We start from the raw sequence: 23,774 nt of genomic DNA on the forward strand, positions 1-23,774 counted from the left end.
GTGCGTACGGCCCTCCTCCTCAGCGATGCGCTTGGTGTCCTCGTGATCCTGCCGCGAGCCGATGCGCCACACCCAGGTCAAGACGACGCTCTGGGCGACGATCCAAGAGACCGGTACGGACAACTGGGCGGCACCCGCGATCCCGACGGCCACGCCCACCACGACGCCCCCGACACGACCGACACGACCGAGGTCGACAACCGCCGCCAGGAGAGGAGCCGTTGTCCGGGGCACCGTCGTCCGGGGCACTCCCGGGGAGCCCTCATCTGTACCACGATGTCATAGAGCGCGTTCCGCACATGGGTACGACCTCCTCATGGGGGACCTTCCGGAGTACTCACCGATGCTGGCGCGGCTCGGGCAGCTGCCGCCGTCGGCCGAGGACCGGCTGTTCGGCTACGAGATGAAGTGGGACGGTGCACGGGCGCTCGGCTACGTGGACGGCGCCGCGCTCCGGCTGGTCTCGCGCAACGGCCTCGACGTCACGGCCGCCTACCCGGAGCTCGGACGGCTCCCAGGCGCCATACGAGGCAACGCCGTGCTCGACGGAGAGATCGTCGCGTTCGACGAACAGGGCAGGCCGAGCTTCGCCGCGCTGCAACCGCGCATACACCAGCGGGATCCGGACAGGGTAGCGGCCTTGGCGCGCTCAACGCCGGTCTCCTACCTGATCTTCGATGTCCTACACGTGAACGACACCTCCACCATCGACCTGCCGTATTTGGAGCGCAGAGACCTGCTCTCGAGGACCGTGGCGGCCGGAGAAAGATGGAGCGTGCCGCCCCACAGCGTCGGCCACGGGGCCACGGCATTCCGGAGGAGCCGCGAACGGCTCCTAGAAGGCGTAGTCGCCAAGCGGCTGGCCTCGGCGTACCAGCCGGGGCGGCGCAGCCGCGACTGGGTGAAGGTGAAGAACTTCCGCACCCAGGAGGTGATCATCGGCGGGTGGAGGCCGGGAGAGGGCAGGCGCGCCGACATGATCGGATCGCTGCTCCTCGGCGTGTACGACGACGCAGGACGGCTGGTCTACGTGGGGCACGTCGGCACCGGTTTCACGGACGAGACGCTGCGGGATCTCGCAGCCCGGTTGGCACCGTACGAGCGGCCGGACAGCCCGTTCGAAGACGAGGTGCCGCGTCCGCACGCGCGCGACGCGCGCTGGGTCGATCCCGTCCTGGTGGGTGAAGTGCAGTACACGGAATGGACGGCGGACGGCCGCCTGCGGCATCCGAGCTGGCGCGGCCTGCGCCCGGACAAGCGGCCGGACCAGGTGCGGAGGGAGGAGGGTTGACTACGGGATCGGCCGGCCCTCATCCGGGAGAGCCGGGACCGCCGCGCCCGCCAGCGGACGGGACGGGCCCTCGCTGCGACCATCCGCCAGCGCCAGTGCCGCGACCAGCATTAAGGCGCTCCCCGCGTAGACGACCAGCTCCATGAGCTGCTGGCGGCTCTCCTCCAGATTCCCCGGGATCGTCAGCCGGACGGCCGCTGCTGCTGCCCCGTCCTCGGGATGGAGTTATGAGACGTCGGCCGGGAGCGTCCGGGTCTCGGCCGACCGCACTCACATCACGGTGCGGTGTTCCTGACGGCGCCGCTGCCGGCATCGTGGTGGTTCACGCTCGTGGCCCCGCCGCAGGCTACCGACGCCCTGGCCGCTCAACGGCTGGGCGGGGTGGTGTTCGCGACCCCTTCCCGTCGTCTGCCTCGCCTTTCTGGGCATTCGGTTGCTGGCGATGAGACGGGCCGCGCGGCGGCGCATCTCCCACGTGAGGGCCGGCTGAGGACGCTTGGGCCGCCGCGGTGACCTGCGGCTCGTCGGGGTCATCGAGCAGCCGGGCGGTTCAGAGGGAGGGAGCGGCCCTGCGCGGTCGTTCCCTTGTGCCGAGAAGCGCGGCCAGCGCCTCGGCTATGGCCCGCTCCGGATGTTCCGGCAGTCGCGGGCACCGCCAGGCGACGTGGTCGTCGGGACGGACGAGGACGGCGCCGTCGGCCTCGATGTCGTAGGCGGCGGCGATGTCGGCGTCTCCCGTGTGCACCACCAACGGCACGTCGTGCGGCGCCGCCTCCCGCCAGAGTCCGCCGTCCGGTCCAGTGAGCAGGGTGAAGCCGGTGCCCACCAGGTCAAGCGTGGAGATCAGGCGCCCCTCGTGGTGCGTCCACAGGTGGGGAGCGCGATGCCCCGGGCGTGCCGACGGCCGGTAGACGGCGACGGGATCCCGCACGTCGGGAGATGGCGTGCCATCAGGGATCACCGCCGCCCCCGGGCCGTCGTAGGCGTAGCCGAGGACGAGCCCGTCACTGGGGCGTGAGCGAGGCCGCGGGCCGTCCACACCCGGGATGACGGCGGTGGACTCCAGCGTCGCGAGCAGGCTGCGGCGGCTCTCGGCGACGCTGTCGCCGCCGACCGGCCGCCGCTCGGCCTCGTAGGAGTCCAGCAGCTCGGGCTCCGCCCACCCCTGCAGAACGGCGGCGAGCTTCCAGGCGAGGTTGTCGGCATCCTGGATGCCGCAGTTCATCCCGAATCCGCCATAGGGCGTCATGGGATGCGCCGCGTCCCCCGCCAGGAACACCCGACCGACCCGGTAACGCTCCGCCAGCAGCGCCGCGGCGGTCCACTCCTGGGTCGCGATCACGTTGATGTCGAGATCCGGCACGGCAGCCGCCTCGCGGATCAGCCCGGCGCACCCGTCCAGGGTCAGGCCGTCGACCGCGCGGCGCGCTGGGTCGTGCACCAAGTTGAACAGCCATCGACGCCGGTTGTCCACCGTCATGAACGTGCCGGTCAGGGCGGGATTGGCAATGGTGTAGATCAGGCTGAGCCGGTCTTCGACGTGCGGGCGCAGGTCCGCTTCGAACAGGATGTTGAGGTTGCGGCTGAGCGCGGCATCGCCTGACATGGCAATGCCGAGCTCGCGCCGTACGAAGCTGCCTGCGCCGTCGGCGCCGATGACGTAGGCGGCGCGGACCGTTGACACCTGTCCGTCGGCGTCGCGCAGCAGCGGCGCAGCGCGGCCAGGACGACCTGGCGCACCTCTGGGGAGACGCGCTTCGGACATCCTGTCCTCAGCGGCAGTTTGAGCTGGTAGACCGCGATGGCAAGGTGCTGCTGCCGGGCAGCGCGCGCCAGAGGCGTCGAGCTTCGTGGACTGGCGCAGAGGTCTTGCCCATCCTGCGGGACGGTTTCCTCGGATGCGGCGCCGGTATGAGCGAGCCCTGCCGACACGCCCTATCCGGCCCGGATGTCAAGAGACCCGGAAGTTGGTAAATCCGATCTTCCCACCCTTGGCGTACAGGCTGACCGTCATGGGGGTACGCCCGTGCTTGAGCGTCCGCGTGCCCATGCGCACGCCGTTCAGCCGGTACTCGAACCGTTCGCCCCGCTTGATGATCTCCAGACGGTGGATCTTGGTGAAGTCCCACGCCTCGGTCAGGTGCCCGCGGTCCTCGCCCATGCCGTCACCGTTGTCCAGCCACGGGTCGGGAGAGCCCTGGATGATGACGTCGTCCTCGGAGGGGTTCAGCATGAGACCGGCCATCGAGCCGGACTTGCCGCCGGCACCGGGAGGTACGGCCTGCTCGATGAGCAGGCCGTACCGGCAGTCGGCGTCATCGGCGAACAGGTACACCATCTGCACCTGCACAGACACGGAGTAGTCCCCTCGGGGCAATTGCTCCTTGCTGAAAAGCCGGTTCACTTGGTCGCGCCGCTCAGGCTCGGCGAGGGCGGCGGTCGTGTCGGCCACCTGCCACGAGCCCAGCTTCCGGCCCCAGGCCGCTGCGGGTTTTGCCTGCGCGGTTGTCGGCGGGGTCTGTGCCCGCGGACCACCGGAGGGCCCGGGCAGGGGAGGATGCGGGAGGGCGAGAACGATCCCCGCCGCAACGGTGGCTCCCAGGGCCGCCGCGCCGACAAGGACGGCCGTCCTGCGTGATCTTTTGGCAGTGGTGTCCTGCGGATGTGGCGAGGTCGTGAGGAAGTGGCCGTCCGCGCGGTCCGCCTTCATGTGCCCGGCGGCAATCGGCGGGACAGCGGTGCCGGCAACCGCCGTTCGCTGCGGCCGGAGCACCAAGGTGTACGCCTCGTGCGCGGAGGGCCGCGCGCCGGGATCCTTCGCCAGGCACGCCGCTAGAGCCGGCCGCAGCGCGGCCGGGACCCCGCTCAGGTCAGGCGCATGATGCAGCACCCGGTTCAGGATGGCCACGGGGCTGCCAGAACCGAACGGGGGTGCCCCGGTGGCGGCGAACACCAGGGTGGCGGCCCACCCGAACATGTCGGTCGCTGAACTGATGCGCTTGCCCTCGAACTGCTCGGGCGCCATGTACGCGGGCGTGCCAATGACGCCGCTGGCGGTGGTGGAGGTGGTGTCGAGGACACGGGCGATGCCGAAGTCGATGATGCGGGGCCCGTCGGTTGCCATCAGGATGTTGGATGGCTTGAGGTCGCGATGCACGATTCCGGCCTGATGCACGGCGGTAAGCCCGGTCGCGGTCGTCAGGGCCAGGCGGGTCAGCTCGTCGACGGTCAACGGGCCCCGCTCCTGCACCTGCTGGGCAAGGGATGGGCCGTCGATGTACTCGTTCACCACGTACGGCAGGCACTCCGCGCTGAGCCCGGCATCCAGGACACGGGCCGTGCAGAACTGCGCCACGCGAGAGGCGATCTCGGCCTCCTTCAAGAACAGCTGCATCTCCTCCGCGTCCGCGCCCCCCTGGGCGTTCGGCATCTTGATTGCCACCGGCAGGCCGTCGGGGCCGTGCGCCAGGTAGACGGTGCCCTGGCCGCCGCGGGCCAGGAAACCGGCCAAGCGGTACGGGCCGAGAGCGGGTGGATCGCCGGGGCGTAATGGCTGAACCTGCGGCATCATCACTTTCCCGTGGGTGGTGGGGCTCTAGATCATCCGGGTAAAGCGCGATGAGGGCAACTGCCCCGACCCAGCGTGCGTCTCGATCGTCGGGTCGGCGACAGGTCCGGGCGCTGGTCACGGCCTGCTGTCCTGGCGTCTGAGCCGGAGCCGGCCGGCCGCCCGCCTTTCCTGTCGGCATCCACCGGTGTCAGCTGATCGCGTGGAAGAGGATGCCGTAGGTCTCCTGGGTGCTGATGGTGATCTCCCGCCAGCCCAGCGGATTGTCGTCAAGCAGGTAGGTGCCGCGATCGGTCTTCGTCATGTTCAGATGGCTCAGATCCTCGAAGTCCGACTCGTCGAGCCGCTGCTTGATCTTGCCCACGGCCTCGGCGCAATCGGACGCCCGCTCCTTGGCCGCCATCGCGGACTTGGCCTGCTCGGTCATGTACGGCTCATCGCAGATCATCGAGACGGAGTCGCTGCCCATGAGCCCGAGAAACGCCTGCGCCTGCTCGACCTCCTTCGGCAGGCCGCTGCCAGAGAACTGGTCCACTGTGGTCAGCGCCGTGGCCAGGCACAAGAACCAGACGCTTCCCAGGACCGCCGGCTTGACCCCGCGCAGCGTTCCCTTCCGATAGAGAACGAACGCGACGATCGGCAGAGCCACCGCTCCGACAAAGCTGCCGATGGTGAACAGGAACACCATGGCGGCCAGTCCGGCCAGGATCGCGACGAACCCGCCCGTCCCCATCCCGCCCAGCGCCTGCTGCACCGCCCCGGCGCCCTTGTCGCTCCAGACCTGGCGGTTCCTTTCCGCCAGCTCATCGATGACGCTCGACCCGCCGCCAGGTGGCGAGGCGGCGTTGGGCAGCCTGGGGGCGGACATCTGCGGCGGGGTGCTGGGGATGTGGTGGTCGCGGTAGACGCCACCGGACGAGTCGCGTACCTGGTCTCCCCATCGACCGTTCTCGCTCCACCGGGTCTTGCCCTGAGGGTCTTGGCGCCAGCCGGGTTCGTACATGTCGGTCCTCTTCGGGGGTGTTGGGGCAGGTGCGTCTACCCCGCTTCTGGGTTGTGTGTTGGGTTCGCGTGTTCTTGCGCGCGTGGGTTTGTGGGGGCTGCGCGCGTTCTGGCCCCGCGCCGGTTTGTGGGGGGTGCGCGTCGTCTCTTGTGGACGCAGTGATCGTGCGGGCTCGGGGTGGCCGGCTGGCTCGCTCCCGCACCAGGAGGGGGCGCCGTGCGTCCCCTGGGCCGTTCCCCGTGCAGGCCGGCCGCGGTCAGGCCAAGGGACGATCCGTCGAGCCATGCGGCCTCATGACGGACGGTCGGGCTGCGACGTCCACTGCGCCCCCGTGAATCCTTGGTTCAGGCGGATCGGCGTCGAGTCGTCTTGGACAGATTGGTGGGAGGGTCAGCGGGTGGCTTCGGTGGCCTCCCTCGTGGCCTCTTCGACGTCGCGCTGGGCGACACGGGCGCTGCTCACCCTGGCGATCGCTCGGGACTGGTTGATCCCGTAGTTGTCGTTCCACCAGATCCGGCCGACGCCCATGATGTAGCCGTCCGTGATCCGCAGAGTGACCTTGTCGCTGCGCCCGCTGCTCCACCCGCCGACCGCCGTCGACTGCAACTGACCGTTGCACACGCCGCGCGTACTGCTGGGCCGCTGACAGTGCTTGAGCTGGATGGTCATGTGCTTGGAGTAGCCCCACGTCTGGTTGCTGGAGTCGAGGTACGCGCAGGCGACGGCCGTCCGCGAGTCGTAGAAGACGTGGACGTAGGCGGCGGTGTCCCCGCTCTGGATGCGCACGGGCGTGTGCAGGATCCGCACACCATCGCAGCTTGGCAACGGCGCCGACTGCGCCGAGGCCGCCGCCGGTGAGGCCAGCAGTCCGGCGGTGAGCAGACCTATGAACGCGGCACGCATGAGCCCTCCTCGTTTCGTTGGCATGCCTGACAGGTTGGCCACGAACCGACAGGGATGGAAGGATCTTGAGAGTTGAACTCTCTCACCGCTGATACAGCGCCCTGAGCTGCCGTTTCAGCGGACTGCAACAGTTACACGGGGAACTGGATGAACGTAGATGAAACCGCCGACGCGCTCGGCCGCGCGCTGGACGAGGCCGCCACGGGCTTACGCGAAGCGCTGGAATCCGCAGGGAAACAGCAGAAGTACCTGGTCAACCACGTCAGGAACACCACACCCTCGATGGTGTCGAACTGGTTGTCCGGTCACCGCCAGCTCAACAAGGGCACCAGGCTGCCGGGCGTCGAGGACATGCGCGATGTCGCCACCGCGCTGGGTGTGTCTGGCGATCGTGCCGACCGCCTGCTGGCCATCGGCGGGCGGATCGACGAACTTCGCGGCACCCTGGAGAAGACCGGACGCGGATGGCGCCAGAACGCCGCCGGTCGCATCGCCGCCACCGCTTCGACGGAGATTCCGCCGGCCCCGACATCGGCGGAATCGCCTTCGAGGGTGCCCCCTGAGCCGGAGTCGGCATCCTCCACATCGACCGTGGTCGCGCCGGACGGCTCGACCCCAACGCCAGCCTCGGCTGCCGCGCCGGTGTCCGGTGCCGCTGTATCCGATTTCCCCGAGGCATCAGGGGGCTCGCCATCGGCCGCCGGCGCTGCCACCGCATCGTTCGCGGCCGCACCGGCATCCCCTGACGCACCGCTGCCTGCTTCGCCGGAGCCCACGACGACAGCCACGGTGGGCTCAACGGTCGACTCCCCCATGCCTCAGCCCGATCCGGGGACGGCCTCCGCAGCGCCGCCATCCGTTGCGGCGCCGCCGAACGGCACCGCGGTGTCCGTGACGGCATCCCCCTCTGCCGCACCGGCCCGCACTGCCGAGATGCCGCCGCCGGCCGTTGGGGATGCGCACGCCGTAGCCGTTGACATGCGAGAAGCCGGCGTCGCAGCCGAGCCCGAGCGCGGACACGGCGGCGAAACCGGGGCCCGCCGGATGGTGCCGCTGACACACGCCGCGCTGGCCGCTGCCGTACTCGCGGGGCTGGCGTTCTACGGCGGCACGGTCTTCGGCGGGACCGACCACCGCGCCGGCGAGGGTACCGAACGCTGCGGCGCGTGGACGCACGCCGGCCAGGGTGTGCAGTTGCAGCCCTGCATCAAGGTCAGTGACGAGACCCTGATGGTACGGACGCGGCTGCGGGGACCCGTCGGGATCAAGACCGACATGGCCGTCCAGCTGTACGACCCGATGACCGAGTTGCCGGTCTCTCAGCAGCTCAAGTGCCACAAGATGTACATCACCGTGCCGGGTCAGGTGCAGTCATGCGGGTACTTCGCCGTCCGGACCCTCTCGGGGCGTGACTACGCCGCGAGGAGCTCCTGGAAGATCGAGGACGGCCCGGGCTTCATCGGCGAGGTCCTCAGCCCCACGCTGCGCTGGTGACGGACGCCGGCCTGCCGCGTTGTGCACCTTCTGACGGGTCGGGATGATGGCTCAGGAGTGCTCCGTCCCGCAGGGCGCGGAGCAGGTCGAAGGCGGGGCGGTCCACGGAGCGTCGCGTGTTGCTGAGGACGGCGGCACCCACGCCCTTCTCGGGGTCGAAGCCCACGAACGAGGAGAACCCGCCGGTCATCCCGTTGTGCAAGATCTGAAAGTGACCGCCCTGCCGAGGGTGCAGACGTTGCCCCATCCAGCCGAGATGCACCCAGGAGAAGGGGTTGATCCGGTGCTCGGTCTGGCGGCTGAGCCGGATCGCCTCGGCGACCTCGCCGGCGCCGCCGTCCGCGTGGGCACGGACGAAGGCGACCAGGTCGGCTGGTGTCCATCGCAGCCCGCCCGCACCGGCCAAGTCCCGCCATGTGCCAGGCCGCGGCGGGCCTGCCCGGCCGGATGTGGCCGTCGGCGGCCCGCGGTAACGATAACGTCGCCAGCGCCCGGCGCAGCCACCCGATCTCGATCCGGCCGTGGTTCAGCCCGTCGTAGAGGGCTCCGTGCCCGCGCCGATGCTCAGGCGCAAGCGCCAGATCGACCAGCGTCTTGATCGGCCCCTCGGTGCACAGCACCACCTCGGCCAGCTGTCGCAGTTTCGGCAGGAGTTCTACGAGTCAGGACCGCGCGGCGGGGCATTGCCTGTGCTTCAATGATCCGCATGGTGAACTGGGGGGTGTTCAACCCTTTTGAGGCGCGGTTATGGCAGACATGTCAGATCATCGCCGTGCGCTTCCTCAGGCATCCCGGCACGGTCGACCTGCCTCAGCTGGCCTCCATGCTGTCGCTGGTGCAGGGTGAGCATCTGCTCGCCGTCGAACCGGCCAGGATGCGCTGGCTGAAGTCAAAGGCGCCCTCGCCGTATGAGCGGGCCACCTACCGTGACGCCATCGGCATCGACAGTGTGAACGACATCAAGTACGCCCAGTTCGGCCTCGCCATGACCGATGAGATGAGCAGACACTACGCCAAGAAGGACAGGGACCTCGGCCAGGGCATGCTGACCGTCACCGAGGCCCGCGTCGCCTTCGAACGGCCAGGCAAGCGCCGTGAGCAGATCTGCTATGAGGAGATCACCAGAATCGACCTGGTGGCCGAGGGTGTTGTGGAGATCGAGACGAACACCGGTACGGGCGGGAGCCGGATTGTCGTGGAGTTCCACACTCCCTGGGCTTCATTGATCTTCGCGTTGGCGGCCGTGCGGTTCTTTCAGCGCCATCCCCGGCTGCTGTCGGGTCAGTGGCTGCCGCCAGGTTTCGAGGAGTACTGCGAGCGTCTGGGTCAGCCGTGCGCCCCCGCTCGCCGTCTGGCCATGGGGATTGCCGGTTCTTGAACGTCCAGCCCGTCCACCATCGAGGCACGGTCATCCGGCTGCAGGTCGACCTGCGCCTGCCGAAAACTCCGTCCATGAAGGTCAAGCGGCATGTCGGTATTCGTGGAGGACTCCGCCAAGCCGGTCTCGTCGGCGCAGGCTGAGGTCGGCCGATCCGGCTGGATCGGTGATGGGATCCGGGACGGCGCGTGGTGGAGCCGCCTGGTGTGACGCCAAACCCTAGATCGTCGTCACATCAAACGTCGTCTAACACTTGATCAGAGCCGTGCCGCCGGAAGGTTCGCAGCAGGATCAGCGCCGCGGCGTATGCCACCCCGTACCATGCTGGGAGCCCGCCGCCTCCGATCATGGCGACGGCGAGGCTGATCGCCGAAACCGCGGCAAGCAGCAGCGCGCTGGCGGTCCGCTCCCGCGCGACGTGCGCTGCCACCCCGGCCGCCCCCAGGGCGCCCGAGGCGGCGAGGAGATCCGCCACCAGCCACGCGTCGAGCAGTCCCGTCCGCGCCAGCAGGTCGAGCAGCGGCAACGGGACCACGGCGTCCAGATCCAGGCGAGCCCACCGGCCAGGTTGACGGCCGAGGGGAGCGCCAGCAGCAGCGACGCCGCGGTCAACGCCCACCCGCGCTGGCGACCACCGCTCAGGGCCTTACCCCAGGCCGATCGGTGACCCCGATGTTCAGACGGACAGCGAGCGTCATGATCGTTCCCTTCTTGATCGTGTAGGAGTGCCCCATATAGATGATCTTCCGGCCCTCTTCCACGCGGACGCCCGGTTCTGGAGCCGTGTAGTCGGCGCTGGCGACCGCACGCTCGCCCAGGTAGGTGTAGGTGGAGCGGTCGAGCAGCAGTTCATGGCTCACCCAGCCATCTGCGACACGGGACACCGCCACCGCCGGACGCCCATCGACGTCGACCGCGTCCGGGTTCACCGTCACCCCCGGGATCTTGGCCATGGCCCGGTAGACGGCCGCCTCCTGCGCCGGGGGCACCAGGTTTTGGGCGAGCAATGAGCAGCCAAGCAGCCGGTAGGCCGAGTTGTGCCTGTCCTCCTCGGAATTGTGCAGTTCACCCATGTTGGCGTACATCCAGGCCAGCAGCGCATCGGCATCCGTGGGGAGTGCCGCCACCGTGGCATAGTCCTGAGGGGGCATGGCGCCGCCGGTAGCCGCCGGCCGAGATGGAGATCGAATCCGTCGGCGGCGAGTTCGGTGAGGAAGGCGAAGGGGTCCACCAGCTGCTCGATGTGCCCGACTCCAGGTGGCAGGGTGGGTAGGTGGCGGATGAGCAGGGCGGCGGTACGCCCGGTGGCGCGGCTCTGCAGCCGTCCGCTGAAGGCTGCCTCGGCCCTGCCGGAGCGGGCGGTCACGGCGAATCCGTCGCTGCCCAGATGGGTCTTTTCCAGCGTTCTGAGCAGCAGATCGCGAACCTTGGAACGCCGCAGCAGGCGGGCGATGGCGGGTCGCCCAGCCGCTGCCAGCAGCCCGGTGGTGAGACGGGAGTCCAGGCATAGTCCCGTGCTGGCCGTGGCCACGCCGAGCGTGCCCGGCAGGGTGTACTGGTCGGAGAAGGGGAAGCGGTGGACGCTGCGCCTGCCGTACGGCGCGGGAAAACTCATCGTCCACGAACCGTCGAGCTGCCCCAGTCCGTCCAGAGTCCAGGCAAGCGCCGCCGGTCCGTGCTGTTCTCCGGAACCGAGCAGCACGCCGATGCGCAGGTCTGAGGTCGGTGAGCGCTCGACGCAGACTCGTGCCAGCAGGTTGGTGATGCCGGGGACCAGACCGACACTGAGTACGGCTGTCGCGCCACGTTCCCTGGCCAGCCCGTCGAGCTCCTGGATCCCGGTGAGCACGTGGTGGGAGGCCGATACATCGAGGTAGTGGATGCCGCGCTCCAGGCAGGCGCGGGCCAGGTCGGCGGGGTCGGCGGCGTCCACCCGCATCGGCCTCGTTGCCGGGATGGGCCGGGCATCGCCGGGGTTGCGTCCAGCAACGATCACCGTCGTGCCGGGGTGGCCGGTGAGCGCGGTCGCCGCCTCGCGGCCGACCGCCCCGTATCCGCCCAGAATGAGGACAGTGTTCATCGACGAGTTGCTCCTTGTGGTTGTGCGCCCATCGTGGGGAGCGCGACGATGACGATCGTCACCTCGAGCAACGCCACGAGTTCGACCGAGGTCAGCGGCAGCCGCACCACGAGCCCTCCGCAGCCCCATGTTTTAGTAGTAGCGCTACAATAATGTTTATGTAGTACCGCTATAGTCAACTGGTGAGCGAAACTCCACAGCGCAACGGGCGGGGCGCAGGCAAGGCGCACGGGAGCGTGGACGGGCGGACCGCACGAGCCCGAGCCACCCGCGCCCGTATCACCGCCGCGGCCAGCGACCTATTCACCACGGCCGGGTACACCACCACGAGCATCAGCGCCATCGCCGCCAAGGCCGGAGTGGGCGAGCAGACCGTCTACTACACCTTCGGCACCAAGCGGGCCATCCTCACCGCTGCCCTCGACCTGGCGGCCGCCGGGGATGACGAGCCCATCGCCACGCTGGAGCGACCATGGGCGCGCGACGCGATCGCCGACCCGGATCCACGCGGGCAGATACGTCGCCAGGTCGCCGGCGCAGGAGACATCTACCTGCGCGCCGCGCCGCTCCTGGACGTCGTCCGCAGCGCCGCCACCACCGACCCCGACCTGGCCGAGGTCTGGGCTACCAACATCCAGCAGCGACTGATCGTCCAACGCGTCTTCGCCGAGTCCCTGGCCGGCAAGACACCCCTGCGCGACGGACTCACTGTCGATGCCGCCGCCGACATCGCTCTGGCGCTGCTGTCCCCCGAAACCTACAACCTGCTGGTGAACGACCGAGGATGGGACCACCTGCGCTGGCAGGCATGGGCCGTCGACGCCCTGGCAAACCTGCTCACGACGCTGCCGCTACCCTCAGCACTCCCATAAGCAGCTCAGCGCTCCCGCACTCCAATCCCGAATGCCAATGGTCATTCTGGTGGGGCTGCAACCTGAGAACCGTGCGGCCACGGTGCGGACGCCGCCACGATGACGCTCGGCAACCTGGCGGCGTTCTACCAAAACAACGTGCGCCGTCTCCTTGCGTACTCGACCATCAGCCAGGCCGGGCACCTGCTCGTGCCGATCGCGGTGGCGGGGCGGAGCGAACTCGCCGCGCCAGCGCTTCTGTTCTACGTGGCCGCCTATGCCCTCACCAATCTCGGCGCGTTCGCCGTTGTCCTACCACAAGATCGGCGCGCCACAGGCGCCTCGAACATGGCCGCGGCCAGTCACTCGACGGTGATGATCTCGTGCATGCCCTGTGCGGCGTGACCGCGCCCCGTACGGTAGTCGGGCAGCCAGGTGACCAGCGCGTATGTGCCGGGTGCAAGGTCGGCGGCCATAACGGCCGACCGTCCTGGCGACATGGGGACCATGCCGACGGGCCCGCCGGTGAAGGGGTACGGCGCCTGCCCACCCTCGTTCATCTCCGTGAAGAAGGCGCCCACCTGCTCGCGCGTGGTGCCGGGCCGTACCGGCATGAGAATGGCCTCGTTGAACTGACGCGACCTGTTGATCACGCGTACCGGTTGGCCCGAGTTGATGACGGCGGGCGCCGCGAACCTGCTCGTGCCGTCCTGCGCCGGGTACTGGATGATCTCGGCGGCGGGTGGGTGTGCGGGGCGCCAGGGGGTCGGGCGCACACGCAGGGTGCGGACCTTTTCCGCCAATCCAGGCCTGCCCACGTCCTTGAAGTCGATCAGGTGGTAGGTGCCGGCGGTCAGCTCCGTAGTGTAGGAGACCGGCGTGCCCGGCAGTACGGCGGCGCCACCGTGCATCTCCGCCTCTCTGGCCAGCTTCCTGGCCGCGGCCAGCGCGTCCTGGCGGTCGGCGTGGCCATAGGCGCGTTCCAGGTCGGCGAGGACCCGGCGCAGTGTCAGGCCGGGCCTGACCCGCAGCACTCCCAGGTAGGCGCCCTCAGGGTCGGGCGACTGGATCCTGAAGGTGGTGGGCCCGGCGGCCACGGAGGCGGGCGCCGTGAACCCGGTGGGCTCGACGACGACGTCGACAGTGGCCGCGGTCGACGAGGGGTCGGCGTGCGCCGCGGTGGTGAAGGAGGTGAAGGTGAGGGCCAGGGCCACAGCGGTGATCATTCGTGCTCGCATGCCGCCAAGCCTCGTCCGCGACGGCGTGCACGCGCATCCGCCGCACGGAGGCACCGGGCCGCCCAGGCGCGCAACCGGAGCGGTATCGCCGTCCGCTCCGGTACGACCGCCGGCGTACGTGATCAGGTGAAGGTCAGCGCCGGGTACACAAACAGCATCACCGCGCCGAACCCGATCTTCAGCAGCGCGTCCACGACGCCGAACACCTGCATCGGCACGTCGCGAGCCACCTTCAGCCCGATGAAGGCGTTGATCGTCGCCACGATGCCCAGCAGGAAGATCAGCGGCCCGTGGGCCAGCCCCATGGGCAGGAAGTGCAGCCCCACGACGACCAGGATGGCGAGGATCAGCGTGCGCTCGCCCGCATCCCGGTAGCGCGAGATCACCAGGTAGATCAGCCCCATCTCCAGGACGATCGCGCCGGCGAGCCCCGCGATGTGGGCGAAGGAGGGACTCCCGAGCGACGGCAGCAGCGCGCTCAGCCCGCTCGCCGTGAGGCCCGTGGCGAACCCGCCGATGACGAAGGGCAGCCAGTTCTTTCGGAACAACCAGCTCAGCAGGAAACCGAGCCCAAGGAAGAGGAGGAACAGCCCACCGCCCCTGATCAGGGGATAGGGATGCGCGGTGAGGGCGAGGGCGGCGGACATGACAAACCTCATTCAGCGCGTCTGCGCAGGTAGTAAGCGACGATCAAACCGATGCTCATCCTGCCCCGCCGACCGGACCATCACCAACGCCACCGTTCGGCCGACGAGTGCGAGCGCCGCGATGACCGTAGATGGAACGTCACTAACTGTGCAGTCCATAACCGCCAGGGGCGACGAAGATCGCGTCGGCGACGGGGCGCTGCTGGCCATGCGGGACGGCCGTCGACACCGGATCCGATGGTTGGTTGACGATCCGGTCGCGCACCACCATGGTGGTCGAGCCGCCACCGTCCATGTTGACGGCGTCCACCGCGCCGAGGTCCTTCATCAGTTGGGCCATCTCCAGACGTGTAGCGCCGACGCTGTGCTTCGGGTCACGGCCGTCGACGGTGACCAGCAGCAGCCGTCCCGCGCCGTCGGCGCCGATGGCCGTGCGCGGGTTGCTCTCCTTCATCGCTCCGTCGTAGACCACGGCGGCATCACGCACCAGGAGGTCGCCGCCCGCAGTGGCATACAGGGACGGCCCCAGAGGCAGGTCCTCCTTGAAGCGCAGGTCGATGACCTTCTCACCGAGGACGAGGCGGCCGCTCGGCCGCGCGTTCACCCGTAGCCACTGGGCGCCTGCGCCGATGCCCTGCAGAATGTGCCCGCCGGGAGGGACGATGCGGCCGCCGCGCCCCTGGTGGAGGGCGGTGACGACGCCGTCGGCGTTGAGCACGGCCTCGACGCCTGGGTCGTCATCCGTGGTCGTGTTCGTGAGAGTGCCCGGCTTCGGGGTCGGCCCGCCGTACTCCTGAGTGAAGGAGACGATCTCGGATGGGTTCGTGCAGGCGCCGCCCGGGTGGTAGGTGTCGCCCGGACCGGCGCCGCCGCAATGGCCGCTGCGCCCGGGCGTCCGGTTGATGCCGTCGAGCTCGCGTGCGTTCGTGCCGGAACGCAGGGTCAGCACGGTGCCGAGCTCGGTGATGTACGGCCGGCCGTGCTGGAGCACCAGCGCGGTGCCACCCTTCTTGGCCTCGCTGAGAACGCGTCCGTTGTGCACAGAGATGCCGCCCATGTCGCCGGCGACCTCGTTGTCGAAGAAGCCCCCGTTGATGCCCGCGTACGGCTGGCGCCCCGCAACCCCTCGGAGCATCGACGTGGTCGTCTGGGAGGTGGACATGCCGGCGCCTATGGTGCCGCCGACGGTCAGCGCTGCCAGGTCTGGCGAGATGGTCAGCACGTTGACGAACCAGGGACCGCCAGTGCCCGCCCTGTAGGAGGTGTGGACAACGCCGGTGGTCACCGTGGTGACGGCGGTGGCCCGCAGATTCGACAACGTCAGGGCGGGTTCGGCTGCGAAGGCAGGGACGGCCACGCCACCGCACGTCAGTGGTAAGGCGAGGAATGCGGAGGCGGTGGCGCGGGCGACCGTGACGAGAAGGTTCATAGGGGGTCTTTCATGGGTCGGCAGTCGCGAGTATCGGCGACTAGTTTGTGTGAGCTGAACGTTTGCGCGAAGGGCTGAGGCACCACCGTGCTGTCGGCGCGGAGGATCACGTAGGCCCGGTAGCCGCCCCACGTTCCCAGGTAGTCGGGACTGTGGTAGAAGCACGCATGACGGGTGGTGCGGTTGGCGACCGAGACGGCCTTGTCGTTCCAGTCGGCGTTGTATCTGGCGAGGTCCACGGTGGTCGCGGTCATCTTGCCACGGCCGCTCACCTCGGTGAACAGGCAGAGATAGCCTTCCTGGCAACGTTCGTATCCGGTCCAGCAACCCGCTTTGGACTTGGCCAGCTTGTGGGAGCTGATCTGATCGTTCAGCTTGGTGTCGGTAACGGTCAGGTCGCCACGGAAACCGGGGCGGATGGCCTGGATCATGCCCCCGTAGAAGGCGTCGCGGTAGACGCAGGCCCAGTGCTCGGTGTTGTTCCAGACCGAGCTGACCGTGTCGTCCCACGCGTCGACGTAGCTGTGGGCCGGGTTCTCCGGCGCGAAGGCCGTTCCCGCCCCCTCCCCGCCTTCGCCGGTATACAGGCAGAACCGGTCGGGAGCGCAGTCGTCCCAGCTCGCGGCGTCCGCCGGCGAGCCGGGGAGCAGTGCCGCCAGCGAGACGGCGACGACCGCACCCCAAAGCGATCTCTTTGACACGTAGGTTTCTCCTTCAGATGCGCTTGGCCTTGCGCCACGACTTGTCGTAGAGCGTTCCGCTGTCGAGCGTGGAGGGCCCGCCCTGGTCACCGAGCGTGGGGCCGTCGACGGACCTGCGGCTGGAAATGAAGCGGTGCCTGCCGGTGGAGTCGATGCCCAGGTAGATCCCGACGTGGTCGATGGCGGGGCCGTCATCCGCGCTGCCGTCCCAGAAGAGCAGGTCACCCACCTGCAGGGCCGCGAAGGACCTGGGTCTGGCGACGCCGCCGTCGATCACCGTTACCCCGGGCGAGTCCTCGGCGGCCATGTGGACGGCACGCCGGGGAAGCGCGACCTTGCCGCTGCCCCGAGCCCATGCCGGTTTGCCGGCGGTCGGCGAGAGGTGGCGGAACCAGTGCAGGTCACCCGAGCTGTCGAGGGCGTAGATGATGCCCGATCCGGGGGAGGCGATGGCTACATAGTCTCCCCACCCACGGCTGATGATCGTGCGCTCGCCCGGAGCCCGTCCTCGCTCGCCCGTCGCCGGAGCGAGCGTCACGGGAGCGGCGGTGGCCAGTGCCTGCTGAGGGGTCACCCCGGAGAGGAGGCACACGAGCAGAGCCCCGCCGGCCGTACGCGCACGAAACATTGCCTCCAGCTTTCGTGGAGTGGACTGAGAGGTGCCCTCTCGCATGGGCATGGCGAAGATCCTTCATCCACTCCTTGCCAGGATCAATATCGTTTCATGTATGGAACGATTAGTGCGGACGATCGAACACGGTCAGGTCCCGCCGCCACAAATTTTTAGCGATCGCTATAGAATGTTGACCAGGGCCAACGGTCGCGCCGACCGCAGGGGAGGGCTTGATGACCGAGACAGAACCGTGCGCCGCCACATTGGAGGCGATGGCCCGGGAACTGAGCAGGATCGCCGCAGCCAAGGTGGCGATCCCTGTCACCTCGCCCGAGGTGGAGCGGCTGGACGACAACGCCCGTGTCTGGCACTGGATCAGGGAGTACACCAGGACGGCCAGGGAGATCCTGGCCATTCGTGCGGACAACGCGCGGCAACGGGACTCGAAGGGGGGCAAAGACCTCACCCTGGACGCCCTCAAGCGTGGCGTGCGCATGCGGACGATCACTTGTGTCCGCGTGCTGGAGCTGCCCGACCAGGTCGCTCGGATCATGGAACTAAACGCGGCCGGCGACTTGCACCGCGTCCTCGACGAACCCCTCAGGGAGCTGGTGATATTCGACCGGTCTATCGCCTTCATCGCGATCGATCCGGCCGAGCCTCCGCTGGGCGCGCTGATGATCCGGCAGACCAGCATCGTCGACTCGCTGACCGATCTCTTCCAACAGACCTGGCACAGGGCCAGGGAGATCGAGCCGCCGCCCGGGCCGCTCGACAGGCTGACACGCAGAGAGTGCGAGGTACTCTCCCTGATGGCCACAGGCCGCACCAACGGGGCGATCGCCCGCACGCTCCACATCACGGAGGCCGCCGTCGCCAAGCACGTCGCGAGCATCTTCAGCAAGCTTCAGCTCGCGCCCGGCCCGGACGACCATCGGCGCGTGCTGGCCGTACTCACCTACCTGGGGGTCGGCCCGAAGTAGCGCCAGCTCCACCTCCCCCACCCCGCGATCCTCGCCCCAGCGCCCATGCGCCGGCGCCTCCACGGCGGTTCAATAGGGGCCGGATCAACGCCGAAGGTGAAATGGATCGATCAGCGCGAGCAATCGCCGGGGGTGAGTCGGGATGGACCGGCGCGACATCGAAACGTTCCTGACTCTCGCGGAAGAGCTCCACTTCGGGCGTACCGCGGAGCGCCTCCACCTGTCCCAGGCCAGCGTCAGCCAGGTCATCAAGAAGCTCGAACGCCAGATCGGCGCCCCGCTGTTCGAGCGGACCAGCCGCCAGGTGGCGATCACCGCCATCGGCCGCCGGCTCCGCGACGACATCGCACCGGCCCATGACATGATCGTGGAGGCCGTCGCCAGAGCGACCGCCGCAGGACGGGGCATCGAGGGACTGCTGAAGGTGGGATTCCTGGGCGCGGCCACAGGCGACGCCCTGGCGAGAGTCATCGACGCATTCGGGGCCGAGTACCCCGGCTGTGCCGTATCACTCCGGGAGATCCAGGTCGCCGAGGGCCCCACACCGTTGCGCACCGGCGAGCTGGACATCCTCGGCGCACCCTTCCCCTGTGAAGCGCCCGACCTGGTCATGGGGCCGTTGCTCTACCACGAACGGCGCATGCTGGCCGTGCCGTCCGCCCATCCGCTCGCCCGCCGCAGCTCGGTGACCCATCGGGACCTGGCCAGCGTGCCGGTGCTGACCATGATGTCCACCTGGCCGGACTCGTTGGTCACCGATCAGGTCCCGCCCTTCCTCCCCGACGACGAACCCGTACGACGCGGCCCCGAGTTCTGGACCTTCCAGGAAGCCTTGGCCCTCATCGCCACAGGCCAGGGCGTCTACCCGGTCGGCGCCCAGGTGATCGCTTACTACTCCCGGCCCGGTGTCACCTACGTGCCCTTCAGCGACGGCGCGGAGCTCGAATGGGGCCTGGTCTGGCGCCCCGCCGACGAGACAGCCCGGATCCGTGCCTTCGCGGCCATCGCCCGACGTCATCGGGGGACCGATCAGCGCGCCTGATCAGTCATGGCGATATCCGGCGTTGTTCCCGCGTGCCGCCTCACGAAAGCTGGTGCTCGCGATTCCGTTCCCCACATCTTGAGGAGTAAGACCGTGGAAGCACGCATGGGACATCCCGCGATGGTCGTTCCCAGCGCGATGAAGAGCCTGCTGGCACTGGGCAGGTGTGTAAGCGAGACCGGCCTGTCTCCGCAGCTGGTCGAGCTGGTGAACCTGCGCGCCAGCCAGATCAACGGGTGCAGCGTCTGCGTGGACATGCACGCCAAGGCCCTGCGCAAGACCGGCGAGAGTGACGAGCGCCTGTTCACCGTGGCGGCCTGGCGCGAGGCGCCCTACTTCACCGGCGAGGAGCGGGCCGCGCTGGCCCTCGCCGAGGCTGTCACCCGGCTGTGCGACCGCGCGGAAGCCGTGGCTGACGAGGTCTGGCGTGAGGCCGCCTGCCATTTTGACGAGCAGCAACTCGGCGCGCTGATCCTCGCCATCGCCACCGTCAACCTCTGGAACCGCCTCAACGCGGCCACCAAGCAAGTGGCCGGCGCGTGGGGCTGACCGAGACGAAGAGAGTTCACGATGACATCCCTGTTCAGAACACTGTTTGTGGCGACGATGCTGCTGGCCGTCCTGGCCGATCCCGCTGACGCGGGCAGCAACCGATGGACGGTGGCATGGGCGACCGCCGTGCACCAGCCCACCCCCCATGAGTGGGTTCCCACGTGGGCCTACCCGGGGTTCCGGGACCAGTCGGTCCGTCAGGTCATCAGGGTCGGCGCGCGGGGCTCGCGCGTGCGGATCCGGCTGTCCAACCGTTACGGTACGGCTCCGCTGCGGCTCACCGGCGCGTCGGTGGGCCGAGCGGGTGCGGGAGCCGCCGTGCGCCCGGCCTCGCTGCGGGGGCTGCGATTCGGCGGCTCCGCCCGGGCGAGTGTGCCCGCGGGAGGAGAACTGGTCAGCGATCCGCTCCTCTTGCCCGTGCAGGCTGGAGAGCGCTTGGCCGTCACCCTCTACTTCAGCGGCGCCACCGGCCCCGCCACCTACCACAACCTCGCCCTGACCACCTCGTACCGGGCCGACGGCAATCATCTCCACGACCGGGGGGCGAGTGCCTACCGTGAGACCAGCACCTCCTGGTATTACCTGACCGGACTGGAGGTGTCCGGCATGTCGCGGCCGATCGTGGCCTTCGGCGACTCGATCACCGACGGGTATGGCGCAACCCTCGACCGCGACGACCGCTATCCCGACGAGCTCGCCAGGCGGCTGGCGAGGGTCGGCCCAGACCGGCCGGTTCTGAACGCGGGCATCGGGGGTAACCGGCTGCTCAACGACTCCGCCTGCCTCGGTGAAAGGGCAACGGCGCGCTTTCAACGGGACGCACTTGGCCCGGCGGCCGGAGGGACGGTGATCGTGCTGGTGGGCGTCAACGACATCCTGATGAGCGACATGCCCTCCTCCCCCTGTACCACGCCCCAGCCGGTCGTGACCGCGCGGGAGCTGATCACCGGTTATCGGGAGTTGATTCGGTCGGCCCAGGCGAGCCGGGTCACGATCATCGCCGGAACGCTGACCCCCTTCAAGGGCGCCGACTATTACTCCGAGCGCGCCGAACGGGTGCGCTCGGAGATCAACGAGTGGATCAGGACCGGCGGGGAGTTCGACGCGATCGTGGACTTCGACCGAGTCCTGGCCGACCCCGCTGACACCGGACGCATGCGTCCCGCCTACGACAGCGGGGATCACCTTCATCCGAACGGCGCCGGGTATCGGGCGATGGCCGCCGCGGCGGCAGAGTCAGTGTCCCGAGTGAGATGAGGTGATGACTCGGGACACCTGCTCCTCGGTGCCCGGCTTGACGATCACGAACTGACCCATCATCCCGGAGTCCTCGTGGCGGAGGAGATGGCAGTGGTACATGTACGGCGTGCGCGGATCAACATGAGGACCGAACTGGACCGCGAGCCGTACGACGCTCTTGCCGGGCACGTAGACAGTGTCCTTGTAGCCGGTGGCGTAGGCGGGCGGCGCCGACCCGTCCATCTCGAGCACCTGGAAGGCCACCTCGTGAATGTGGAAGTTGTGGGAGTAGACGTTGTTCTCGACCTCCCAGATCTCCACGGCACCGGCGGGGACGACCTCGTCGATGCGCTTCATGTCCATGGGCTTGCCATTGATGGCGTCGTGGCCGGTGAGCCGGAAACGCCGCACCTTGGCTCCCGGCGGGACGGTGATCGGGACGAAGGAGGCCAGCCGGGCCGGCACCGCGGGTGCCGGCCTGAGCTGGGCGGCGGCCACGATCCTCAGGAGATCGAAGTCGCCCTCGCCGATGTCGACACCGTTGTCGACGGTCTGTAGAAGCGCCTGCTCGCCGGGAGCGAAGGACACGACGATCTCCGCGCGCTCGCCGGGCGTGAGCGAGAACTCCTCGACCTCCACCGGAGCGCCCAGCAGGCCGCCGTCGTTGGCGATGACGTGGAAGCGGCGCTTGTCGGCGAAGGCAAGGTTGTACATGCGGGCGTTGGAGCCGTTCAGCACCCGGAAGCGCACGCGCTCGGTGGTGACTTCCAGACGCGGCCCGAATGTGCCGTTGACCAGCATGTGGTCGCCGAGGATGCCGAAGGTGCCCTTCAGCGGGTCGCCATCTAAGGAGCCGTCGGCGGCGAACCGCTTGTCCTGGAGGATGATGGGGAAGTCGTCGACCCCGTAGTCCGAGGGCAGGTCCACGTCGTGGTCGTCGTCGATGAGGAACATCCCGGCCAGTCCCCGGTAGACATGCTTGGCGGTGCTGCCATGCGGGTGCGGGTGGTACCAGGAGGTGGTGGCGGGCTGGTCGATGGTCCAGTGGGGCGTCCACACCGCGCCGGGCTCGATGGGCTGATGCGGGCCACCGTCCATGATCGCGGGCAGGCGCATGCCGTGCCAATGGACCGTGCTGGTTTCGGGCAGCCGATTGCGGACCGCCATCCGGACCCGGTCTCCTCGCTTCGCGCGGAGCGTCGGTCCCAGGAACGTTCCGTTGAAGCCCCAGGTCGGCGTCTGCTTGCCGGGCAGAATCCGCGTCTGCCCGGCTTGCATGGTCAGCTCGAAGCGCCGTACACCGTCCTTGTCCGGCTTGGGTTGGAGCAGCGGTGGCACGCGGAGCGGAGTGCCGAAGGCGGGATTGACCTTGGGAGACGAGGTTGAGCCTGAGCCGCACGCGGCGGCCAGGCCGGACAGGGCAGCCAGAGTGAGAAACCGGCGCCGACTGACCCGCTGCGATGACAAAAATCCGGCTTCAGACACAGCGTGACCCCCGATGACGTCGTGCGACCGCACGAAGCTCTACAGACGGAACATATTTAGCCAATCTGTGCTGATTCCGGCATACGGCTACCACTACTGCCCGCGGTAAGCATTCCTCGTGCTGGCTCTACCACGACAACTTCTGGAGTACGGGAAAGCCCACTCCAGGATGACGTCCGCCTGTTATCTGCGCCGCGATGCTCCGGCAACGACGCACGGAGTCAATCGGGAGAAGCCAGCGGATGGACGGGCGAGAAATCGAGACCTTCCTCACCCTCGCGGAAGAACTTCACTTCGGTCGTACGGCGGAGCGGTTGCACCTGTCACAGGCCAACGTCAGCCAGACCATCAAGAAGATCGAGCGGCAGATCGGCGCGCCGCTGTTCGAGCGGACCAGCCGCCATGTCGCGCTCACCGCCATCGGCCGACGCCTGCGCGAGGACATCGAACCCGCCTACCGCTTGATCCAGCAGGGTATGGCAAGGGCGGCGGCGGCCGGGCGAGACGTGACCGGGGCGCTGCGGGTGGGCTTCTTGGGCGCGGCGACGGGCGCTGCGCTCTCCAAAGTGATCGAACGGTTCCGGCAGAGCTACCCGGGCTGCGTGGTGCACCTGCGGGAGATTCAGATCAGCGAAGGCCCGGGGCCACTGCGCACCGGCGAGCTGGACGTCCTGGGCGCCCCGCTGCCCTGCCATGCTCCCGATCTGGTGACGGGCCCGCTGCTGTATCGCGAGCAACGGATGCTGGCGGTGCCCGCCGGGCACCGGCTGGCCCGCCGGGAGTGGGTCACGCACGAAGATCTGGCCGAAGCGCCGGTGCTGACGATGATGTCAGCGTGGCCCGACTCACTGACCGACGACCGGGTGCCACGGCTCACGCCGAGCGGCAGACGGATCGATCTCGGGCCGGGCATCTGGACCTTCCAGGAGGCGCTGGCGCTCATCGCGGCAAGCAAGGGAATCTTCCCTGTCGGCGCCCAAGTCATCGACTATTACGCCCGGCCGGGTGTCACCTATGTGCCCTTCAAGGACGGCACGCCACTGGAATGGGGTCTGGTCTGGCGGGGCGCGGCGGAGACCGAGCGCATCCGGGCGTTCGCGGCGATCGCCAGAGCTGCGCGGATCGATCAGGTGCGGTGATCGGTCAGCGGGTCTGATCGCTCGATCCGCATCTCGTCGTTGATCCTCCGTGAGCTCCGCCGTGATGCTGGTGGTCGTGCCTCCGCGGCGACCGCGCAGTCGCCGAAACGAGGCCCCTCCCCCTCTCATGCCGGGCCC

At 68.7% G+C, this 23,774-nt stretch carries 23 protein-coding genes and 3 pseudogenes; 10 read left to right on the forward strand and 16 right to left on the reverse strand.

Annotated elements, in window-relative coordinates; all coding sequences use genetic code 11:
- Positions 1-316 precede the first annotated feature (316 nt).
- On the forward strand, positions 317-1,291 hold the full coding sequence (ligD, locus tag AB0B45_RS31320) for a non-homologous end-joining DNA ligase (protein WP_358137913.1): 975 nt from the start codon (positions 317-319) through the stop codon (positions 1,289-1,291).
- 550 nt (positions 1,292-1,841) lie between these two features.
- Here ligD and AB0B45_RS31325 read toward each other — a convergent pair.
- From AB0B45_RS31325 to AB0B45_RS31340, 4 genes are all read right to left on the reverse strand, one after another.
- Positions 1,842-3,056 carry an FAD-dependent monooxygenase gene (locus AB0B45_RS31325; protein WP_358137916.1) on the reverse strand — a complete coding sequence of 405 codons (1,215 nt, stop codon included), beginning with the start codon at positions 3,054-3,056 and terminating at the stop codon, positions 1,842-1,844.
- 186 nt (positions 3,057-3,242) lie between these two features.
- Positions 3,243-4,862 carry a serine/threonine-protein kinase gene (locus AB0B45_RS31330; RefSeq protein ID WP_358138270.1) on the reverse strand — a complete coding sequence of 540 codons (1,620 nt, stop codon included), beginning with the start codon at positions 4,860-4,862 and terminating at the stop codon, positions 3,243-3,245.
- A gap of 187 nt (positions 4,863-5,049) precedes the next feature.
- A complete protein-coding gene (locus AB0B45_RS31335) occupies positions 5,050-5,862 on the reverse strand; it encodes a hypothetical protein (protein WP_358137918.1) in 813 nt (270 codons plus the stop codon).
- Positions 5,863-6,252: 390 nt separating this feature from the next.
- Entirely contained in the window at positions 6,253-6,765 is a 513-nt protein-coding gene (locus AB0B45_RS31340) for a hypothetical protein (RefSeq protein ID WP_358137920.1), read from the reverse strand.
- 147 nt (positions 6,766-6,912) lie between these two features.
- Here AB0B45_RS31340 and AB0B45_RS31345 point away from each other — a divergent pair, with 147 nt between their 5' ends.
- Entirely contained in the window at positions 6,913-8,259 is a 1,347-nt protein-coding gene (locus AB0B45_RS31345; RefSeq protein ID WP_358137922.1) for a hypothetical protein, read from the forward strand.
- On the opposite strand, the pseudogene AB0B45_RS31350 reads toward AB0B45_RS31345, so the two are convergent.
- Both AB0B45_RS31350 and AB0B45_RS31355 read right to left on the reverse strand, forming a co-directional pair.
- Positions 8,237-8,770, reverse strand: a pseudogene (locus AB0B45_RS31350) (serine hydrolase); the annotation flags it as partial. The gene AB0B45_RS31345 and the pseudogene AB0B45_RS31350 sit on opposite strands and share 23 nt — an antisense overlap.
- Positions 8,721-8,882 (reverse strand): annotated as a pseudogene (locus AB0B45_RS31355) (transposase); the annotation flags it as partial. The pseudogenes AB0B45_RS31355 and AB0B45_RS31350, both read right to left, overlap by 50 nt.
- Positions 8,883-8,965: 83 nt before the next feature.
- Here AB0B45_RS31355 and AB0B45_RS31360 point away from each other — a divergent pair.
- Positions 8,966-9,637: a hypothetical protein gene (locus tag AB0B45_RS31360; protein WP_358137924.1), complete on the forward strand. Its 672-nt coding sequence runs from the start codon at positions 8,966-8,968 to the stop codon at positions 9,635-9,637.
- Positions 9,638-9,872: 235 nt separating this feature from the next.
- On the opposite strand, the gene AB0B45_RS31365 is transcribed toward AB0B45_RS31360, so the two are convergent.
- The 3 genes from AB0B45_RS31365 to AB0B45_RS31375 form a co-directional block, all read right to left on the reverse strand.
- Entirely contained in the window at positions 9,873-10,172 is a 300-nt protein-coding gene (locus AB0B45_RS31365; protein WP_358137927.1) for a hypothetical protein, read from the reverse strand.
- A 103-nt stretch (positions 10,173-10,275) separates the two neighbouring features.
- Positions 10,276-10,572: a hypothetical protein gene (locus AB0B45_RS31370; protein WP_358137929.1), complete on the reverse strand. Its 297-nt coding sequence runs from the start codon at positions 10,570-10,572 to the stop codon at positions 10,276-10,278.
- Entirely contained in the window at positions 10,569-11,717 is a 1,149-nt protein-coding gene (locus tag AB0B45_RS31375) for a saccharopine dehydrogenase (protein ID WP_358137932.1), read from the reverse strand. The genes AB0B45_RS31370 and AB0B45_RS31375 overlap by 4 nt, the downstream gene beginning before the upstream one ends.
- 182 nt (positions 11,718-11,899) lie before the next feature.
- On the opposite strand from AB0B45_RS31375, the gene AB0B45_RS31380 reads away from it, so the two are divergent.
- Both AB0B45_RS31380 and AB0B45_RS31385 read left to right on the forward strand, forming a co-directional pair.
- Complete coding sequence (locus AB0B45_RS31380) at positions 11,900-12,589, forward strand: helix-turn-helix domain-containing protein (protein ID WP_358137935.1); 690 nt, start codon at positions 11,900-11,902, stop codon at positions 12,587-12,589.
- 99 nt (positions 12,590-12,688) lie between these two features.
- Positions 12,689-12,973: a proton-conducting transporter membrane subunit gene (locus tag AB0B45_RS31385; RefSeq protein ID WP_358137938.1), complete on the forward strand. Its 285-nt coding sequence runs from the start codon at positions 12,689-12,691 to the stop codon at positions 12,971-12,973.
- Here AB0B45_RS31385 and AB0B45_RS31390 read toward each other — a convergent pair.
- The 5 genes from AB0B45_RS31390 to AB0B45_RS31410 all read right to left on the reverse strand — a co-directional run bounded on the left by AB0B45_RS31390 (position 12,931) and on the right by AB0B45_RS31410 (position 17,157).
- Entirely contained in the window at positions 12,931-13,806 is an 876-nt protein-coding gene (locus AB0B45_RS31390; protein ID WP_358137941.1) for a hypothetical protein, read from the reverse strand. The genes AB0B45_RS31385 and AB0B45_RS31390 overlap by 43 nt on opposite strands.
- A gap of 122 nt (positions 13,807-13,928) precedes the next feature.
- Positions 13,929-14,453 (reverse strand): DUF6609 family protein, encoded by a 525-nt coding sequence (locus AB0B45_RS31395; RefSeq protein WP_358137944.1) that lies wholly within the window; start codon positions 14,451-14,453, stop codon positions 13,929-13,931.
- 142 nt (positions 14,454-14,595) lie between these two features.
- Positions 14,596-15,882 (reverse strand): phosphodiester glycosidase family protein, encoded by a 1,287-nt coding sequence (locus AB0B45_RS31400; RefSeq protein ID WP_358137947.1) that lies wholly within the window; start codon positions 15,880-15,882, stop codon positions 14,596-14,598.
- Entirely contained in the window at positions 15,879-16,583 is a 705-nt protein-coding gene (locus AB0B45_RS31405) for a peptidase inhibitor family I36 protein (protein WP_358137950.1), read from the reverse strand. The genes AB0B45_RS31400 and AB0B45_RS31405 overlap by 4 nt, the downstream gene beginning before the upstream one ends.
- A gap of 13 nt (positions 16,584-16,596) precedes the next feature.
- Positions 16,597-17,157: a tachylectin-related carbohydrate-binding protein gene (locus tag AB0B45_RS31410; RefSeq protein ID WP_358137952.1), complete on the reverse strand. Its 561-nt coding sequence runs from the start codon at positions 17,155-17,157 to the stop codon at positions 16,597-16,599.
- Between the two features lie 272 nt (positions 17,158-17,429).
- Between AB0B45_RS31410 and AB0B45_RS31415 the strand changes: the two genes are divergently transcribed.
- The 4 genes from AB0B45_RS31415 (at position 17,430) to AB0B45_RS31430 (ending at position 21,030) form a co-directional block, all read left to right on the forward strand.
- On the forward strand, positions 17,430-18,179 hold the full coding sequence (locus AB0B45_RS31415; protein WP_358137954.1) for a LuxR C-terminal-related transcriptional regulator: 750 nt from the start codon (positions 17,430-17,432) through the stop codon (positions 18,177-18,179).
- 142 nt (positions 18,180-18,321) lie between these two features.
- Entirely contained in the window at positions 18,322-19,221 is a 900-nt protein-coding gene (locus AB0B45_RS31420; RefSeq protein ID WP_358137957.1) for a LysR substrate-binding domain-containing protein, read from the forward strand.
- A 93-nt stretch (positions 19,222-19,314) separates the two neighbouring features.
- Complete coding sequence (locus AB0B45_RS31425; RefSeq protein WP_358137960.1) at positions 19,315-19,770, forward strand: carboxymuconolactone decarboxylase family protein; 456 nt, start codon at positions 19,315-19,317, stop codon at positions 19,768-19,770.
- A gap of 21 nt (positions 19,771-19,791) precedes the next feature.
- Positions 19,792-21,030 carry an SGNH/GDSL hydrolase family protein gene (locus AB0B45_RS31430; RefSeq protein ID WP_358137962.1) on the forward strand — a complete coding sequence of 413 codons (1,239 nt, stop codon included), beginning with the start codon at positions 19,792-19,794 and terminating at the stop codon, positions 21,028-21,030.
- Here the strand turns inward: AB0B45_RS31430 and AB0B45_RS31435 are convergent.
- The gene (locus tag AB0B45_RS31435) at positions 21,010-22,350 is read right to left on the reverse strand and encodes a multicopper oxidase domain-containing protein (protein WP_358138272.1); all 1,341 of its coding nucleotides are present in this window, start codon (positions 22,348-22,350) and stop codon (positions 21,010-21,012) included. The genes AB0B45_RS31430 and AB0B45_RS31435 overlap by 21 nt on opposite strands.
- A gap of 30 nt (positions 22,351-22,380) precedes the next feature.
- Positions 22,381-22,530, reverse strand: a pseudogene (locus AB0B45_RS31440) (twin-arginine translocation signal domain-containing protein); the annotation flags it as partial.
- 209 nt (positions 22,531-22,739) lie between these two features.
- On the opposite strand from AB0B45_RS31440, the gene AB0B45_RS31445 reads away from it, so the two are divergent.
- Positions 22,740-23,636, forward strand: coding sequence for a LysR substrate-binding domain-containing protein (locus tag AB0B45_RS31445; RefSeq protein ID WP_358137964.1), 897 nt, complete (start codon positions 22,740-22,742; stop codon positions 23,634-23,636).
- Positions 23,637-23,774: the final 138 nt, after the last annotated feature.

The organism is Nonomuraea sp. NPDC049152, assembly GCF_040648355.1.
Taxonomy (GTDB): Bacteria; Actinomycetota; Actinomycetes; order Streptosporangiales; family Streptosporangiaceae; genus Nonomuraea.

What these genes read in the sequence shown, in the direction of transcription:
- ligD (WP_358137913.1), top strand. Translation starts at nt 317, where the DNA reads ATGGGGGACCTTCCGGAGTACTCACCGATGCTGGCGCGGCTCGGGCAG.
- AB0B45_RS31325 (WP_358137916.1), bottom strand. Translation starts at nt 3,056, where the DNA reads ATGTCCGAAGCGCGTCTCCCCAGAGGTGCGCCAGGTCGTCCTGGCCGC.
- AB0B45_RS31330 (WP_358138270.1), bottom strand. Translation starts at nt 4,862, where the DNA reads ATGATGCCGCAGGTTCAGCCATTACGCCCCGGCGATCCACCCGCTCTC.
- AB0B45_RS31335 (WP_358137918.1), bottom strand. Translation starts at nt 5,862, where the DNA reads ATGTACGAACCCGGCTGGCGCCAAGACCCTCAGGGCAAGACCCGGTGG.
- AB0B45_RS31340 (WP_358137920.1), bottom strand. Translation starts at nt 6,765, where the DNA reads ATGCGTGCCGCGTTCATAGGTCTGCTCACCGCCGGACTGCTGGCCTCA.
- AB0B45_RS31345 (WP_358137922.1), top strand. Translation starts at nt 6,913, where the DNA reads ATGAACGTAGATGAAACCGCCGACGCGCTCGGCCGCGCGCTGGACGAG.
- AB0B45_RS31360 (WP_358137924.1), top strand. Translation starts at nt 8,966, where the DNA reads ATGGTGAACTGGGGGGTGTTCAACCCTTTTGAGGCGCGGTTATGGCAG.
- AB0B45_RS31375 (WP_358137932.1), bottom strand. Translation starts at nt 11,717, where the DNA reads ATGAACACTGTCCTCATTCTGGGCGGATACGGGGCGGTCGGCCGCGAG.
- AB0B45_RS31385 (WP_358137938.1), top strand. Translation starts at nt 12,689, where the DNA reads ATGACGCTCGGCAACCTGGCGGCGTTCTACCAAAACAACGTGCGCCGT.
- AB0B45_RS31390 (WP_358137941.1), bottom strand. Translation starts at nt 13,806, where the DNA reads ATGCGAGCACGAATGATCACCGCTGTGGCCCTGGCCCTCACCTTCACC.
- AB0B45_RS31395 (WP_358137944.1), bottom strand. Translation starts at nt 14,453, where the DNA reads ATGTCCGCCGCCCTCGCCCTCACCGCGCATCCCTATCCCCTGATCAGG.
- AB0B45_RS31400 (WP_358137947.1), bottom strand. Translation starts at nt 15,882, where the DNA reads ATGAACCTTCTCGTCACGGTCGCCCGCGCCACCGCCTCCGCATTCCTC.
- AB0B45_RS31415 (WP_358137954.1), top strand. Translation starts at nt 17,430, where the DNA reads ATGACCGAGACAGAACCGTGCGCCGCCACATTGGAGGCGATGGCCCGG.
- AB0B45_RS31420 (WP_358137957.1), top strand. Translation starts at nt 18,322, where the DNA reads ATGGACCGGCGCGACATCGAAACGTTCCTGACTCTCGCGGAAGAGCTC.
- AB0B45_RS31430 (WP_358137962.1), top strand. Translation starts at nt 19,792, where the DNA reads ATGACATCCCTGTTCAGAACACTGTTTGTGGCGACGATGCTGCTGGCC.
- AB0B45_RS31445 (WP_358137964.1), top strand. Translation starts at nt 22,740, where the DNA reads ATGGACGGGCGAGAAATCGAGACCTTCCTCACCCTCGCGGAAGAACTT.